Below are 14,461 nucleotides of genomic sequence, written 5' to 3' on the forward strand. Positions count from 1 at the left end.
CCGCCTATTTGGTCGCCGCCAGCGGCAGATGTTTTATACATCCCGGCGCGCCGGGGCTATAAATCTCAGGGTAAAGATACCCGTTAAATTTTTTCTTAAAACTTGATCGGAAAGGAGAGCACCATGATTTTATTAAAATTCGCAACCGAAATTAAAGGCGACAGCACCGTAGCCAGCCACAAGGACTGGATTACGCTGGACAGCCTGCAAATGGGCGTGGGCCGGGCGATTTCGCAAAGTGGCGGCGGTAAGGACCGCGATACCAGTAATCCATCGTTTTCGGAAGTAACTTTTACCAAAAATATGGACGTGGCGTCGGTGGATTTGTGGATGCAAGCCATTTGCGGCAAAAGTTTGGGAACCGCAACCATTCACTTCATCCAAACCGGCGGCAGCGATGCCAAGGGCCAGGTTTATTTGGAAATCGAACTCGCGGATGCGATTATCAGCAGCTACAGTCAAGGTAGCGGCGGCGATCGTCCGACCGAGAGTATCTCGATCAATTTCAACGAAATTAAAATGAAATACAACTCGTTCGGCGAAGGCGAGGCACCGATTACCGGTGCGTTCAAAGGTTGGAGCGTCAAAGCCAACGAAACCGTTTAAGGGCCTATCCCCGGCGGTTTTCCGCCGGGGTTTTTCCATCTTTTGGAGTCATCCATGCAGGACGTTTCACGCTTGATTGCCGACGGCGACTTGGACGAGGCGTTGCGGAACACGCAACAACTCATCCGGCAAAACCCAGCGGAGCCTAAATCCCGCATCTTGCTGTTCCAGCTTTATTGCCTGATTGGTCAATGGGACAAAGCCCTGACCCAATTGAACGTGTTAAGGGACCTGGACAAGTCCACCCTGCTGATGGTCGGCACTTACGAACAAGTATTGCAATGCGAGGCATTGCGCAAGGATGTTTTCGCCGGACTGAAAACACCACTGATTTTCGGCGAGCCGCGGGAATGGCTGGCTTTGTTGCTGGAAGCGCTAAAGCTGGAAAATAACGGCAACTATCAACAGGCCGCCCAGATGCGCGGACAGGCCCTGGAGCAGGCGCCAGCCACCTCGGGGAGTGTCGACGGTACGCCGTTTGCGTGGATCGCCGATGCCGATAGCCGGCTTGGGCCGTGTTTGGAAGCGATCATGAATGGTCGCTATTACTGGATTCCTTTTTTGCAAATCGGCAAGATTCAGTTGGAGCCGCCCACGGATTTACGCGATTTGGTTTGGGTCCCTGCCCACTTTACCTGGGTCAACGGCGGCGAAGCGGACGGTTTGATTCCGACCCGTTATTCCGGTTCGGACGCATCCGACGACCCGCGGATACGCCTGTCGCGGCTGACCGACTGGCAAGCGGTCGCCGACGGAATCGTTCACGGACTTGGGCAACGTTTGTTGGCCACCGATGTCGACGATTACGCATTGCTGGATTTGCGCCTGATCGAATTGGCTAGCGAGTAGGGGCACGCGAAATGGCTGAATTGTTGCATTCCGAGCGCCTGCAACCCTCGTTACTGGATCGTCTGACCGACGATGCGCCGGAGAATCGGACCGAGGCGCGCGAGCAGCGGGTGATGTCGTTGCGTCAGTTGCGGCAAAGCGTGCTGCGCGATTTGAGTTGGTTGCTCAACACGGCGGCACTGGAGAGCATGGTGGATTTGTCCGAAGTGCCGCATGCCGCGCGTTCGGTGATCAATTTCGGTTCGCCGGTGTTTTCCGGCGTGGCGGTGACCGGCATCGACGTGCGTAAGGTCGAAACCAAGGTTCGGCAAGCCATCGCTCAGTTCGAACCGCGCATTTTGGCCGACAGCCTCAGCGTCGAATTGATCAAGGACAGCGAACAAATGAGCAATAAAGCGCTGTCGTTTCGAATAGAAGGCGATTTGTGGGCGCAACCGCTACCCGTGCATTTGTATATCCGTAGCGATCTGGATTTGGAAACCGGGGAAATCACCGTGAAGGATTGGGACGGTTAGGCGATGGACCCCAAGTTGCTGAAATATTACAACCGCGAGCTGCAATACGTGCGCGAGGTCGGTGCGGAATTCGCGGCCGAATATCCCAAGATTGCCAGCCGTCTCGGTCTAGACACTTTCGAATGCTCCGATCCCTATGTCGAACGCTTGTTCGAAGGCTTCGCCTTTATGGCGGCGCGGGTGCAGCTTAAGGTCGATGCCGAGTTTCCCAATTTTACTCAGCAATTGCTGCAAATCGTTTACCCGCATTATTTGTCGGCAACGCCGTCGATGGCGGTCGTCGAGTTCAAACCGGATTTTGCCGAAGCGGCCTTGGCCGACGGTGCGACGATTCCCAAGGGGACGGTGCTGCGTTCGCAAATTGCCAAGGGCGAACAGACGGCTTGCGAATATCGCACCTCGCAAGCGGTGGAATTGTTGCCGCTACAGATTGGCCAACTCGAATACCTGCCGACCCTGGCGGCGGTTTCGAGTCATGGCGTGTCGGCCGGCAAATATGCCGTGCCGGTCAAGGCGGCCTTTCGCATCGTGCTACGCAGCTTGGGCGGCGCCAAATTCAATAAAATCGCGCTCGACCGCTTGCCGCTGTTTCTGCGCGGGGCCGGCAATATTCCCTATCGGCTCTACGAACAATTGTTGGCCAATGTCGTCGGCATTGCCGGAAAACACACCCGAGCCAATGCTTCCACGGTGCGTTATTTGGACGGCGGTCGTCATTGGGTGCGAGGAATGGGCTTCGAGCCGGAAGAGGCCTTACTGCAACAAACGCCGAGGTCGTTCGACGGCTACCGGATTTTGCAGGAATATTTCGCGTTTCCGGAGCGGTATCTGTTTATCGAATTGGATGGCTTGACCGAACTGGCGGCGGCTTGCGACGGCGAGGAACTCGAATTGTTCGTGTTGCTGGACCGTAGCGACGCTCAATTGATTAACGTGCTGGATCAAAACAATCTAGCCTTATTTTGCGCGCCGGCCATCAATCTGTTCCCGAAGCGGACCGATCGGTTGCAGATCGATCAGCGCCAATCCGAATATCACATTGTCGTCGACCGCAGTCGCCCGATGGATTACGAAGTCTACAGCGTCGCCGAAGTGACCGGTTATAGCAAGGATCAGGGCAGCGAACGCGCGTTCCTGCCGTTCTACGGCTCGAAAACCGCTTACCAGGGCCACGGCGAGACCGCCTTCTACTCGCTCAGGCGCGTGAAACGGGTGCTGTCATCGAGACAGCGGCGTAAGGGCGTGCGCTCCAGCTATATCGGCAGCGAGGTGTTCGTCGCGTTGGTGGACGCCGCCGAAGCGCCGTATGCCGGCAATTTGGCGCAATTGGGGCTGGAGACGCTATGCACCAATCGCGACTTGCCGTTGGTGATGCCGGTCGGTCTCGGCGATACCGATTTTACGTTGCAGATTAGCGCCCCAGTCAAGGCGATACGTTGCATCGTCGGGCCTACCCGGCCGTTGCCGGCGGCCTACGAAGCGGACTCGGTCTGGCGTTTGGTAAACCATTTATCGCTGAATTATCTGTCGCTGATCGATACCGATCCGAAAGTCGGCGCCGGCGCGTTACGCGAACTATTAAGTCTGTACGCCGACCAGCGCGAGCCGGCCGTCAAAAAGCAGATCGAGGGCGTGATATCGGTCAACGCTAAAAACGTGGTCAGGCGTATCGACGCCAACGGCCCCATGGTCTTCGGCCGCGGGCTGGAAATTACCGTGGTGCTGGACGAGTCCGCCTTCGAGGGTGGCGGTTATTTTCTACTGGGTACGGTACTGGAACGCTTCTTCAGCCGTTATGTGTCGATCAATTCGTTCGTCGAAACCGTGATTCGCAGCACCGATAGAGGCGAGGTGGCGCGTTGGCCTGCGAGGATGGGATGTCGTCACACGATTTGATGGCCGAATTGATCAAGGACGCGTCGCGATTCGATTTTTTCGAGGCGATGCGCTTGATCGAGTGCGCCAATCCCGACAAGCCTCGGCTGGGAACCAGCGTTAAAGCCGTGGACGATCCGGTGCATTTATCGCAAGAGCCGGAGTTGGAATTCCCGGCTTCGACGGTGGCTCGCTACCACGCCGACGGCGCCAAGCCACGCTTGGCCGTGAATTTCATGGGTTTGTTCGGTCCCAACGGACCGTTACCCTTGCATTTGACCGAGTACGCCCGCGAACGTCTCCGACATCATCACGACCCGACCTTCGCGCGCTTTGTCGACGTGTTTCACCACCGGATGATAGGCCTGTTCTACCGGGCCTGGGCCAATGCTCGGCCGGAGGTGAGCTACGACAGGCCCGAGACCGACCGCTTCGGTTTCTACGTGGCGGCCCTGCAAGGCACGGCCGGCAACGCTTTTCAGGATCGCGACGCGCTGCCGGATCGGGCTCGGCTATTTTATGCCGGCCATTTTTCGGGACAGGCCAAGCACCCGGATGGGTTGCGGTCTATTCTTTCCGATATTTTGCGGGTTCCGGTGCGGATCGCCGAATTCGTCGGCGAATGGATGGATATACAGCCGCGCGAACAGACTCGTCTGGGCTTGAGCATGGTCACCGCCGCGCTGGGACAGTCCGCCGTGATCGGTGCCAGCGTGTTCGGTTGTCAGCACAAGTTCAGAGTCGTGCTGGGGCCGTTGCCGTTGGTTTTGTATTTGGCGCTGCTGCCGGGCGGGATCTTGCTGCCGCAACTGGTGGCCATCGTCCGGCAATACGCCGGCGACGAGTGGGTGTGGGATGCTCAACTGAGTTTGCAGGCCGATCAAGTGCCGGCCGAGCTCTGCTTGGGGCAACCGGCCCAGCCGGCCGTTCTGGCCGAGCGCGGTGGCGGGCAGCTGGGCTGGAGTCTGTGGTTGGGGCCACGCTCGACCTGCGCCGATGCCGACGATTTAACGCTTAACCCGTTCATCGCCGCTGTCGGCGCCCGATGAGCGATATCTAAAACGATAACGATGGGAACCAACGATGGCGGAAATTAGCCGAGTCAAGCTGTTCGGGAAGTTAAATAAGGTTTGCTACAAAGCCGTGGAAAGCGCGACGGTGTTTTGCAAATTACGCGGTAACCCTTATGTCGAACTGGTGCATTGGTTGAGCCAGTTGCTGCAATTGCCGGACTCCGATATTCACCGTCTGCTCAAGCATTACGGCTTGGACGGTTCGGTGATCGCCAAGGAAGTGACAGCGGCGTTGGACAAATTGCCGCGCGGTTCCACCGCCATTTCCGACTTCTCGCCGCACATTGAGGACAGTGTCGAGCGCGGCTGGGTTTACGGCACCTTGCTGTATGGCGAAAATCAAGTGCGTAGCGGGCATCTGTTGATCGGCATGTTGAAAACCAAGGCGCTACGCAACGAATTAATCGGCATTTCCCGCGAGTTCGACAAACTGAAACCGGACACCGTTACCGACGAATTTCCGAAAATCACCGCCGGTTCCCCGGAAGAAGGTTTGGCGGCCAGCGACGGCTCGCATATCGCCGCGACGCCCGGCGAGGCCAGCGGCGCGATCGCGCCGGCGGCGATGGGCAAGCAAGAAGCATTGAAGCAGTTTACCGTCGATCTGACCGAACAGGCCCGTAACGGCAAGATCGATCCGATTGTCGGTCGCGACGAGGAAATCCGCCAGGTTATCGACATCCTGATGCGCCGCCGCCAGAACAACCCGATCCTGACCGGCGAGGCGGGCGTCGGCAAGACCGCCGTCGTCGAAGGCTTCGCGCTGAAAATCGTTGCCGGCGACGTGCCGCCGTCGTTGCGGGACGTCAGTTTGCGCACCTTGGATGTCGGCTTGCTGCAAGCCGGCGCCAGCATGAAGGGCGAATTCGAAAACCGTTTGCGTCAAGTGATCGAAGAAGTTCAGGCTTCGCCGAAACCGATCATTTTGTTCATCGACGAAGCCCATACCCTGGTCGGCGCCGGCGGCGCGGCGGGTACCGGCGACGCGGCCAACCTGCTGAAACCGGCATTGGCGCGCGGCGCATTGCGTACCGTCGCGGCCACGACCTGGGCCGAATACAAAAAACATATCGAAAAAGATCCGGCCTTGACCCGCCGCTTTCAAGTCGTGCAAGTTCACGAACCCGACGAAGCCAAAGCCATCGGCATGATGCGCGGTGTCGTATCGGTGCAGGAGAAGCACCATCAAGTCTTGATTCTGGACGAGGCGCTGGAAGCCGCCGTCAAACTGTCGCATCGCTACATTCCGGCTCGGCAATTGCCGGATAAAGCGGTCAGCTTGCTGGATACCGCCTGCGCCCGTGTCGGCGTCAGTCAACACGCGGTGCCTGCGGAAGTCGACGATTGCCGCAAGCGCATCGACGCGCTGGAAACCGAACTGGCGATCATCGGCCGCGAGAAAGCCGTCGGCGTCGAAGTGGCGGGGCGCGAGGAACTGGCCAACGAAAAACTGGCCGCCGAACGCGAGCGCCTAGTCGGTTTGGAAGAGCGCTGGAATGCGGAGAAAGCATTGGTCGAACAGATTCTGGCGCTGCGCGGCAAGCTACGCGCAGCCGGGCACGCGGTGGACGGGGCCAGTGACGCCGAGGCCGGCGGCGAGGATCGCGACGCGTTGCTCGCCGAATTGAAAGCCCTGCAAACCCAGTTGCACGAACAACAAGGCGAATCGCCGTTGATTTTGCCGACCGTCGATCACCAGGCCGTGGCTTCGGTGGTGCAGGATTGGACCGGCATTCCGGTCGGCCGGATGGTCAAAAACGAAATCGAGACCGTGCTGAAATTGGCGGACAATCTGGAGCAACGCATCATCGGCCAACGCCACGCGTTGGAGATGATCGCCAAGCGCATCCAGACCTCGCGCGCCGGTCTCGACAACCCCAACAAACCGATCGGCGTGTTCATGCTGGCGGGTACCTCCGGCGTCGGCAAGACCGAAACCGCGCTGGCGCTGGCCGAAGCGCTCTACGGCGGCGAGCAAAACGTCATCACCATCAACATGAGCGAATACCAGGAAGCGCACACTGTCTCCACGCTGAAAGGCGCGCCTCCCGGCTACGTCGGTTACGGCGAGGGCGGCGTATTGACCGAAGCGGTCCGGCGGCGGCCCTACAGCGTCGTGTTGCTGGACGAAGTCGAAAAAGCTCATCCGGACGTGCACGAAATCTTCTTTCAAGTGTTCGACAAGGGCTGGATGGAAGACGGCGAGGGCCGGGTCATCGACTTCAAAAACACGCTGATCCTGCTGACCACCAACGCCGGTACCGATTTGATCGCGAACCTGTGCAAGGACCCGGACCTAATGCCGGAACCGGAAGGCATCGCCAAAGCCTTGCGCGAGCCCTTGTTGAAAGTGTTCCCGCCGGCGTTGTTGGGCCGTCTGGTTGTGATTCCGTACTACCCGCTCAGCGACGAAATGATAGGCGCGATCGCCCGCTTGCAGTTAAACCGGATCAAAAAGCGGGTGGAAGAATCCCACAAAGTGCCGTTCAGCTACGACGACGAGGTGATCAAACTCATCGCCAGCCGCTGCACAGAACTGGAAAGCGGCGGTCGAATGATAGACGCGATCCTGACCAATACCGTGTTGCCGAAAATCAGCGAGGAATTTTTGATCCGGATGATGGAAGGCACGCCGATCGAGCGAGTGCATGTCAAGGTCGAGGACGGGGAGTTTGGGTATGGGTTCCAGTGAATGGCCAAATCGGGTAGATATTATTTATTAACAAGTACTATTTGAAAATTGTGGCTAATTGAATATGTAGTGGAAATATCCATTCTTGAATATTGTTTTATTCAGGAGTGTTTCGCCTCGGGCTAGCAAGAGGTTTCAATTTCTGGGCTGAAGATTATTAGGGGGGATGATGTGTGACTTTGTCGATTTTAGTTGGGGGCGGTTGCCCAAATACTATTTGAATGCGCAGGTTGATAAACCGGATGCGAATATGTATTTCTATGAGTTGGAAACGCCTATTAAGGGCGGGAAGGGGTTTTTGGTCGATGATGAGAAAGTATCGGCGTTTGGGCGAACCGGCCAAAATAAGATCCAAAAGCCGCTTCATATTAACGTGACAAGGCAAAAGCATAGCTTTCAGGCTGGTTTTCATTTGACGTGGAAGATTAGAGGTGTTGGTGGTTTTCCTGGTATGCAAAAAGCATATTTTTTCTGGGATCTCGTGCCTGCTAGAAATGGGAATAGATCATTTGAATACCGAAGTGGGAATTCCGGGAAGGTTTGTGTATCGGCAAATGGGTTCTACGAAGGAACTGATTCTCCGTTCGACGAGGCTTCGGACGCAAAAGTGTTAGAAGAACACTCCTTTAGAATAGCGTATGGATTCATTGAAAAAATTTGTAAATTAAATGGAGATATAATACATCCTGATTTGGCCTAATGAGCAATCTGGATGAAGCCTAATGATAGTCTGAGTAAGGGCTCTTCAAAATTGGCGGGGCTGATTAATAGATTATTCGATCGAGGCCTTTTTCTGAAATCGCACTAAATAAAAAGAAATATATTCAGCTAGTGGTCGGTATAGAGTATGGTTGCGAATTTTTTGGTGCTAATAAACCAGAGGGGGCTGCTGTTCGGATGCATTTAAGCGAATAAGCTAATAGAGAAGTTTAAAAGCCTAGTGCTTTGGAGTGTCTACGGGCGCTGTTTCTTTAGATATTTTCAATAAATCGAGTTTTAGGTAGTCTCTGATTTATTCGCAATATTAAATTTCAATAACAATTAAATCAATGGCTTAAGCATCAGTTTGTCTTGAAAAACTGAATTAATCAGAAGTTCCTTAGGCGCTTGGTTTTATAAGGTGTAGTGCTTTTGTTAAATGATTTCGGCGCCTACGCAGTAGGATACTGAGGGACATGTCACTGTGCTAAGTCTTTTTAAAATTATCCTCTTTCTTGGTCGAAAGATATATATGGGAGTCTGTTCATGCAAATGAGCAAAACGTTGGTACTTAACACGCTTTCCGGTTTAGGGGCTACCAATAATAATTGGGGTATTTGTGGAATCAATGCTTGCATGATGTTGCTGTTTGATTTTAGAGCCGGCCCGAGGAGACGTGAACTAATCAATCATACGCAATTTCATACGGTATTGATTGCCATCAGCAAATGGTTGGAAAAAATCGAGCAAACGGGTGACCCAATTAAGCAGAGTATCATCGCGTTTGCCGGCGATTTCGGTATGCCGAATGGGACTAAGTTGGTGTGGGACTATCAAAAAACCAGGGGAGAAATCCTGAAGGTTTTGTCTGGTGACAAATCTCAAGTCACCGAAGAGAATTTAGCGAAATTGGAAATTAATCTTCCGCTGCCGCCGGAAGCCGTGACGCACTTTTTAAATAGCATGTATGGCGTGGACGCCGCTTGGGAATCAACGAGTAGTCAGACGGCAACCGGTATTATCGGTGTCAAGAGTCCTTTAGCAAAAGGCAATACCAGTTATGGCGGATTGGGGCATTGGATTTATGGCGGAAGAGGTAAGTATTATACTTGGGGCTCGGGATACGACTCTATTAAAGAAATAAAGCCTTGGGATTTTGAAGCCGTGTATAGGGTTTATTTGAAGAGTAATTTGAACGTTAGGACGACAACCCAATCTCTGGGCTAGATTTGTCGATGTTTTGGGTTTGTCCTTGCGGAGTTAGACAAATGGTTCCACGACTCGGGTGTTTTCGGTGGGGGCGTAAATTACGATTGTTGTGTTATTTCTGGGTTCAGACTGAGTGACTCAATTGAGGTGGGGTAGCGTTAAATGGATTTCTTGTTTCTTTAATATGGTGCGTGTTTTAAAAATTATATATTCGGAGCAGTTAGATGGCTAATTGGATTATTTCTTGTCACGGTTACAGCGACGTTAAGTCAGGGAACAAATTAGCGCTTACCACGAGACAATCTTACGAGAATTGCGCTATACCCATGGGTGTCGAGTTGGTGACTTATACCGAGCAAGACCAGAATCTTTCGATGGCCGATGGTTGGGATCTTTGGACTAAACTGACCGGCAATCAGGAAGCGGCCGCTTATGCTCTTAGGCATAAAGGTAAAAAATGGCCGACGTCGATCATCAATTACGGTCTTAGTGGTCCCCACGACGCTTCGGATTACCAAGGGTGGCTTGATGCAAACGGCGACTACGCGTGCGGATTGTTTGAAGTTGGTAACCGGCAGCCGTTTTGGGCATTTCAAATTGGCGTGCAGGTTACCACGCTAAAGGATGTATTAAATCAAGCTAAGACGGCGAAGGTTGCCCGCGTTTATTATCTGGCCTGCCAGGAGTTGGGGTAGGCTTTTCGAACGTAGTGAGAATTGGCTGAATCGACTACGGAAAATGTAGTTCGTTGCTGGGCAAATTGAATTTTGAACGGATGGAAAGGCGACGAAACACCGTTGTTTGCTTGTTCGATGATTGGAAGGTTACGTTTCCATTTTTCCCACATATACAATCGACTGAAGAAAATATATGGCCACCTGTCTAGACTACGCAAAAATCGCCATCGCCGCTTATTACAAAAGCGCCAACCAATATTACGCCGAACCTCCCGGTCATATGGTGGACGATTGGCAGGTGCAGAAATGGGAATCGGGGACTTGGTACGGCGATGGTTTTCAAGGCGGCATATGGTGCAATAGCACCGACGTCGTGGTTGGTTGCTGCGGCACGAATCCGGGGCAAAAAGGAAAACTATTCTCCGATATTGGGGCGGATCTGAGAATCGGTTTGCGCATCCTGCCCAACCAATGTTCGTCGGCGCGGCAGATGCTGAAGGCCGCCAAGCAAATCGCCAACGGCCGGCGGTTGTCGTTAACCGGCCATTCGTTGGGCGGCGGTTTGGCGCAAGTGGTTGGCGTTTGGGAAGGCGTGCCGTTCGTGACGTTCAATGCGCCGGCGATGGCGCAAGTGATTAAGGCCGCGCACGTGAATATTCTAAAACCGCAAATGATGATTCGGACTTGGCAATCGAAAAGTGCGTCCGATTGCCCCGGCGTCAATTTTCGGATCGCCGGCGATCTAGTCAGCATCGAAGGTCTGGCCGGCGATCATGTCGGCATGGTGGTCGATTTGCCCAATGCCACCGGCGGCGGCGCTCACGGCAAAACCAATTGCTGGCAGGCGGTTTTGCAGACCGATTGGGCGAATATCGATCCTTTCGAAGCGCTGTAATGTTCGGCGCCCGCTAAGCGTATCCGGAGTGGCTCGAGAAATGCCAAGCACGTTTTGATTTCACTTGCTGGGATGACTTTTTGCAATCATTCGCCATCGGATTAGATCGACGTCGGCGACAGGAGACAACATGACAGGTGCGGTTACTTTACAAAAAGTGACGATACCCAAGGCGGTGCAAATCTGCCAGGATATTCAGCTCGACCCGGCGGCGATGCAATGCCTGGCGGCCGACACGACGCCGGTGGCGTTTTTGTTGGCTTTGATCGAACTGAAATTATTTCCGGACGCCGTACGTTTTCTGGCCCGGGCCTTACCCAAGCGCGAGGCGGCCTGGTGGGCCTGTGTCTGCGCGCGTAGCTCGATTGACGACAAAACGCCGCCTGAAGTCGTAAAGGCTCTGGAGGCCGCCGAGCTTTGGGTTTACAAACCGACCGAGCCCAACCGGCGCAACGCGAACGCGGCCGCTCACAGCGCGTCGTTCGAGAATCCGGCGGCTTGGGCGGCGATGGCCGCGTTCTGGAGCGACGGCAGCATGGCGCCGGAAGACGCGCCGTCGGTTCCGCCCGCCGACAACTTGACCGCCAAGGCCGTCGCCGGAGCGGTGATGCTGGCGGCGGTGCTCACTTATCCGGAGAAGGCCCAGGAGAAATACCGGTTTTTCCTGGAACAAGGCATCGACATCGCCAACGGCGGCAACGGCCGCATTTGGCAACCGACTTAATCAGGAGTAAAACCATGGGTCAGCCCGCCGCGCGCATCACCGATATGCATGTTTGCCCGATGTTTACCGGTCCGGTGCCGCACGTCGGCGGTCCGATATTGCCGCCGGGCGCGCCTACCGTGTTGATCGGCAAGATGCCGGCGGCGCGCGCGACCGACATGGCCGTCTGCGTCGGTCCGCCCGATACCATCGTCAAGGGCTCGGCGACAGTGATGATTGCCAACATGCCGGCCGCCAGGATGGGCGATAGTTGCGCTCACGGCGGAACGATCATCCTAGGTTGTCCAACGGTATTGATTGGCGGTTGATTCGCGCTCCAACCATTAAAACAGCGTTAGTTTTAGGATTTCAACATGGCTCTCTTACAATCTCAACGTGCCGCAAAGGTGACTACCGCGCTCGGCGAAGGGGCCTTCGTGCTTTACCGGATGACCGGCACCGAACCGGTCAGCCGGTTGTTCGAATACGAGCTGGAATTACTGAGCGAAAGCGAAACTCTGGATTCTCAGGCCTTACTCGGTACCGGAGTGACGGTCGAACTGGCGCTGGAAGACAATGCCAGCCGGATCTTCAACGGTATCGTTACCCGGGTAAATCAGTTCGGCATGATAGGCGATTTGTATTACTACCGAGCCACCGTGCATCCCAAGCTATGGTTGCTGACGCGGGCCGCCAATTGTCGGGTGTTATCGCCGGCCATCGACGCCGATAGCGGTGCCAGCGAAGCCGCGCCGACCACGGTGCCGGAGATTGTCAAGAAAGTCTTGGCCCAGCACCAAGTCACCGATGTCGTCCTGGATTTGCAGGAGACCTATCAGCCGCGCGAATTTTGCGTGCAATATCGGGAGACCGATTTCAATTTCATCAGCCGACTTCTGGAAGAAGAGGGTATCTATTACTACCACCGGCATAGCGTCGCCGGCCATACCCTGGTGTTATGCGACAACATGCTCGCCCACTTGCCCAGGCCTGTTAGCGCGACCGTCAAATACTACCCGCTGGCGAATCAAGGGGGGCGCGACGAGGAACACATGTTCGAATGGAGCATTAGCCGGCAAATCCAAACCGGCAAGTACTCGTTGAACGACTACAACTTCGAGACCCCCTCCGCCGATTTAAAAAACTCGACCACCATCGCGGGGACGCATGCCGGCGCGGACAAGGAGGTTTACGATTACCCCGGCGAATTTGCCGTGGGATCGGCCGGCGAGCGCTATTCCAAATTGCGGATGGAAGAAGTCCGCGCCGAACATGAACAAATCGTCGCCAGGGGTAATGTGCGAAATTTGGCGACCGGCTTGACCTTTACCTTGTCGCAATTCCCGCGCGACGATCAAAACCGCGAATATCTGGTTTTGGCCACGCAATTTCAGATTCAGAACAACGATTTCGGCGCGGGCGGCGGTGGCGATCCCGAAGAGTTTCAATGCACGTACACCTTGATCCCGACCAGCTACGTGTATCGTCCGCCCAGGATGACCAGAGTCCCCGTGGTACAGGGCGTGCAGACCGCCGTGGTGGTCGGCGCGGACGGAGACGAAATCCTGACCGACTCGTATGGTCGGGTCAAAATCCAGTTTTATTGGGATAGATTGGGTGTCAGAAACGAAAACAGCTCTTGCTGGGTTAGGGTCGCGCAAATCTGGGCCGGTAAGAACTGGGGTGGAATATTCATTCCGCGGGTTGGTCAGGAAGTGATCGTCGATTTTCTGGAAGGCAATCCGGACGCGCCGATCATTACCGGCCGGGTGTATAACAACGAAAATATGCCGCCCTACGCTCTGGATGCCAACAAGACGCAGAGCGGCATCAAAACGCGCAGCACGCCGGGAGGCTCCGACCAAAACTTTAACGAAATCCGCTTCGAGGACAAGAAAGACGAAGAAGAACTTTACGTCCACGCCGAGAAGAATTGTACCCGCATCGTCGAGAACAACGATGTCCAAAAAATCGGCTTCGAAAAGACAGACGCCGGCGACCAGACGATAGACATCTACAATCACCGCACCGTCACGCTGGATCAAGGCAACGATACGCTGACGATCAAAACCGGCAACCGCGTGGTCGAGGTCAAGCAAGGTAACGATAATTTGACCATCAGCACCGGCAATCGAACCGTCAAGCTCGATCAAGGTAACGATGATCTGACGATTAGTTCGGGAAACCGGACCGTATCGCTGGGCACGGGCAATCTGACGGTGAAATTGGATGGCGGTAGTATTTCGAACGAAGCCGCGCAAGGCATCGAACTCGTGGTCGGCTCTAACAGCGTCAAAATCGATCAGAGCGGCGTGACGATTAAGGGCGTGATGGTCAAGATTGAAGCCGATGCGCAGGCCGAACTGAAAAGCCCGATGACGACGGTCAGTGGCGACGGCATGATGACGGTCAAGGGCGGTATGGTGATGATCAACTGAGGCGGTCGCCGGCAACCTTGTTCGGTTCCGTTAGGAAATGGTTGCGCCAATTCATACTCACGATCATGAAAATACGGCATCGTCCCGGAACATGAAAGCCAGTGGAGTGGGAGCGGTTTTAGCCGCGACTGACAGGGCTCCGACCCTGGATTCGGTAGCGGCTCCTCTGACTTTTATATTACCGCTCGGGCGAGAAGGAATACCCGCAATGCATACATCGGTAACGGACC

General features: G+C 54.9%; 13 protein-coding genes. All 13 read left to right on the forward strand.

The window, feature by feature from the left end:
• Positions 1–123 precede the first annotated feature (123 nt).
• The 13 genes from ACQE3E_RS01905 to ACQE3E_RS01965 all read left to right on the forward strand — a co-directional run bounded on the left by ACQE3E_RS01905 (position 124) and on the right by ACQE3E_RS01965 (position 14,231).
• The gene (locus tag ACQE3E_RS01905) at positions 124–606 is read left to right on the forward strand and encodes a type VI secretion system tube protein Hcp (protein ID WP_064030001.1); all 483 of its coding nucleotides are present in this window, start codon (positions 124–126) and stop codon (positions 604–606) included.
• 54 nt (positions 607–660) lie between these two features.
• On the forward strand, positions 661–1,455 hold the full coding sequence (locus ACQE3E_RS01910) for a type VI secretion system accessory protein TagJ (RefSeq protein WP_313729237.1): 795 nt from the start codon (positions 661–663) through the stop codon (positions 1,453–1,455).
• 11 nt (positions 1,456–1,466) lie between these two features.
• Entirely contained in the window at positions 1,467–1,970 is a 504-nt protein-coding gene (tssE, locus tag ACQE3E_RS01915) for a type VI secretion system baseplate subunit TssE (RefSeq protein ID WP_071156198.1), read from the forward strand.
• Positions 1,971–1,973: 3 nt separating this feature from the next.
• The gene (gene tssF, locus ACQE3E_RS01920; RefSeq protein ID WP_281022076.1) at positions 1,974–3,866 is read left to right on the forward strand and encodes a type VI secretion system baseplate subunit TssF; all 1,893 of its coding nucleotides are present in this window, start codon (positions 1,974–1,976) and stop codon (positions 3,864–3,866) included.
• Complete coding sequence (tssG, locus tag ACQE3E_RS01925) at positions 3,848–4,894, forward strand: type VI secretion system baseplate subunit TssG (protein ID WP_064029991.1); 1,047 nt, start codon at positions 3,848–3,850, stop codon at positions 4,892–4,894. Before tssF ends, tssG begins: the two co-directional genes overlap by 19 nt.
• A gap of 34 nt (positions 4,895–4,928) precedes the next feature.
• Entirely contained in the window at positions 4,929–7,610 is a 2,682-nt protein-coding gene (tssH, locus tag ACQE3E_RS01930) for a type VI secretion system ATPase TssH (protein WP_313729236.1), read from the forward strand.
• A 169-nt stretch (positions 7,611–7,779) separates the two neighbouring features.
• On the forward strand, positions 7,780–8,310 hold the full coding sequence (locus ACQE3E_RS01935; RefSeq protein WP_313729235.1) for a hypothetical protein: 531 nt from the start codon (positions 7,780–7,782) through the stop codon (positions 8,308–8,310).
• A gap of 545 nt (positions 8,311–8,855) precedes the next feature.
• Complete coding sequence (locus ACQE3E_RS01940) at positions 8,856–9,536, forward strand: hypothetical protein (protein WP_313729234.1); 681 nt, start codon at positions 8,856–8,858, stop codon at positions 9,534–9,536.
• 206 nt (positions 9,537–9,742) lie between these two features.
• Entirely contained in the window at positions 9,743–10,213 is a 471-nt protein-coding gene (locus ACQE3E_RS01945) for a putative adhesin (protein ID WP_281022082.1), read from the forward strand.
• A 175-nt stretch (positions 10,214–10,388) separates the two neighbouring features.
• Positions 10,389–11,090, forward strand: a complete 702-nt coding sequence (locus ACQE3E_RS01950; RefSeq protein WP_313729233.1) for a hypothetical protein — start codon at positions 10,389–10,391, stop codon at positions 11,088–11,090.
• A 130-nt stretch (positions 11,091–11,220) separates the two neighbouring features.
• Positions 11,221–11,814, forward strand: a complete 594-nt coding sequence (locus ACQE3E_RS01955) for a DUF6931 family protein (RefSeq protein ID WP_064029981.1) — start codon at positions 11,221–11,223, stop codon at positions 11,812–11,814.
• 14 nt (positions 11,815–11,828) lie between these two features.
• Positions 11,829–12,122: a PAAR domain-containing protein gene (locus ACQE3E_RS01960; protein ID WP_064029979.1), complete on the forward strand. Its 294-nt coding sequence runs from the start codon at positions 11,829–11,831 to the stop codon at positions 12,120–12,122.
• 45 nt (positions 12,123–12,167) lie between these two features.
• The gene (locus ACQE3E_RS01965; RefSeq protein WP_427501183.1) at positions 12,168–14,231 is read left to right on the forward strand and encodes a type VI secretion system Vgr family protein; all 2,064 of its coding nucleotides are present in this window, start codon (positions 12,168–12,170) and stop codon (positions 14,229–14,231) included.
• The last annotated feature ends 230 nt before the right edge of the window (positions 14,232–14,461 follow it).

Source organism: Methylomonas sp. MED-D (assembly GCF_050276835.1).
Lineage (GTDB): Bacteria > Pseudomonadota > Gammaproteobacteria > Methylococcales > Methylomonadaceae > Methylomonas > Methylomonas koyamae_A.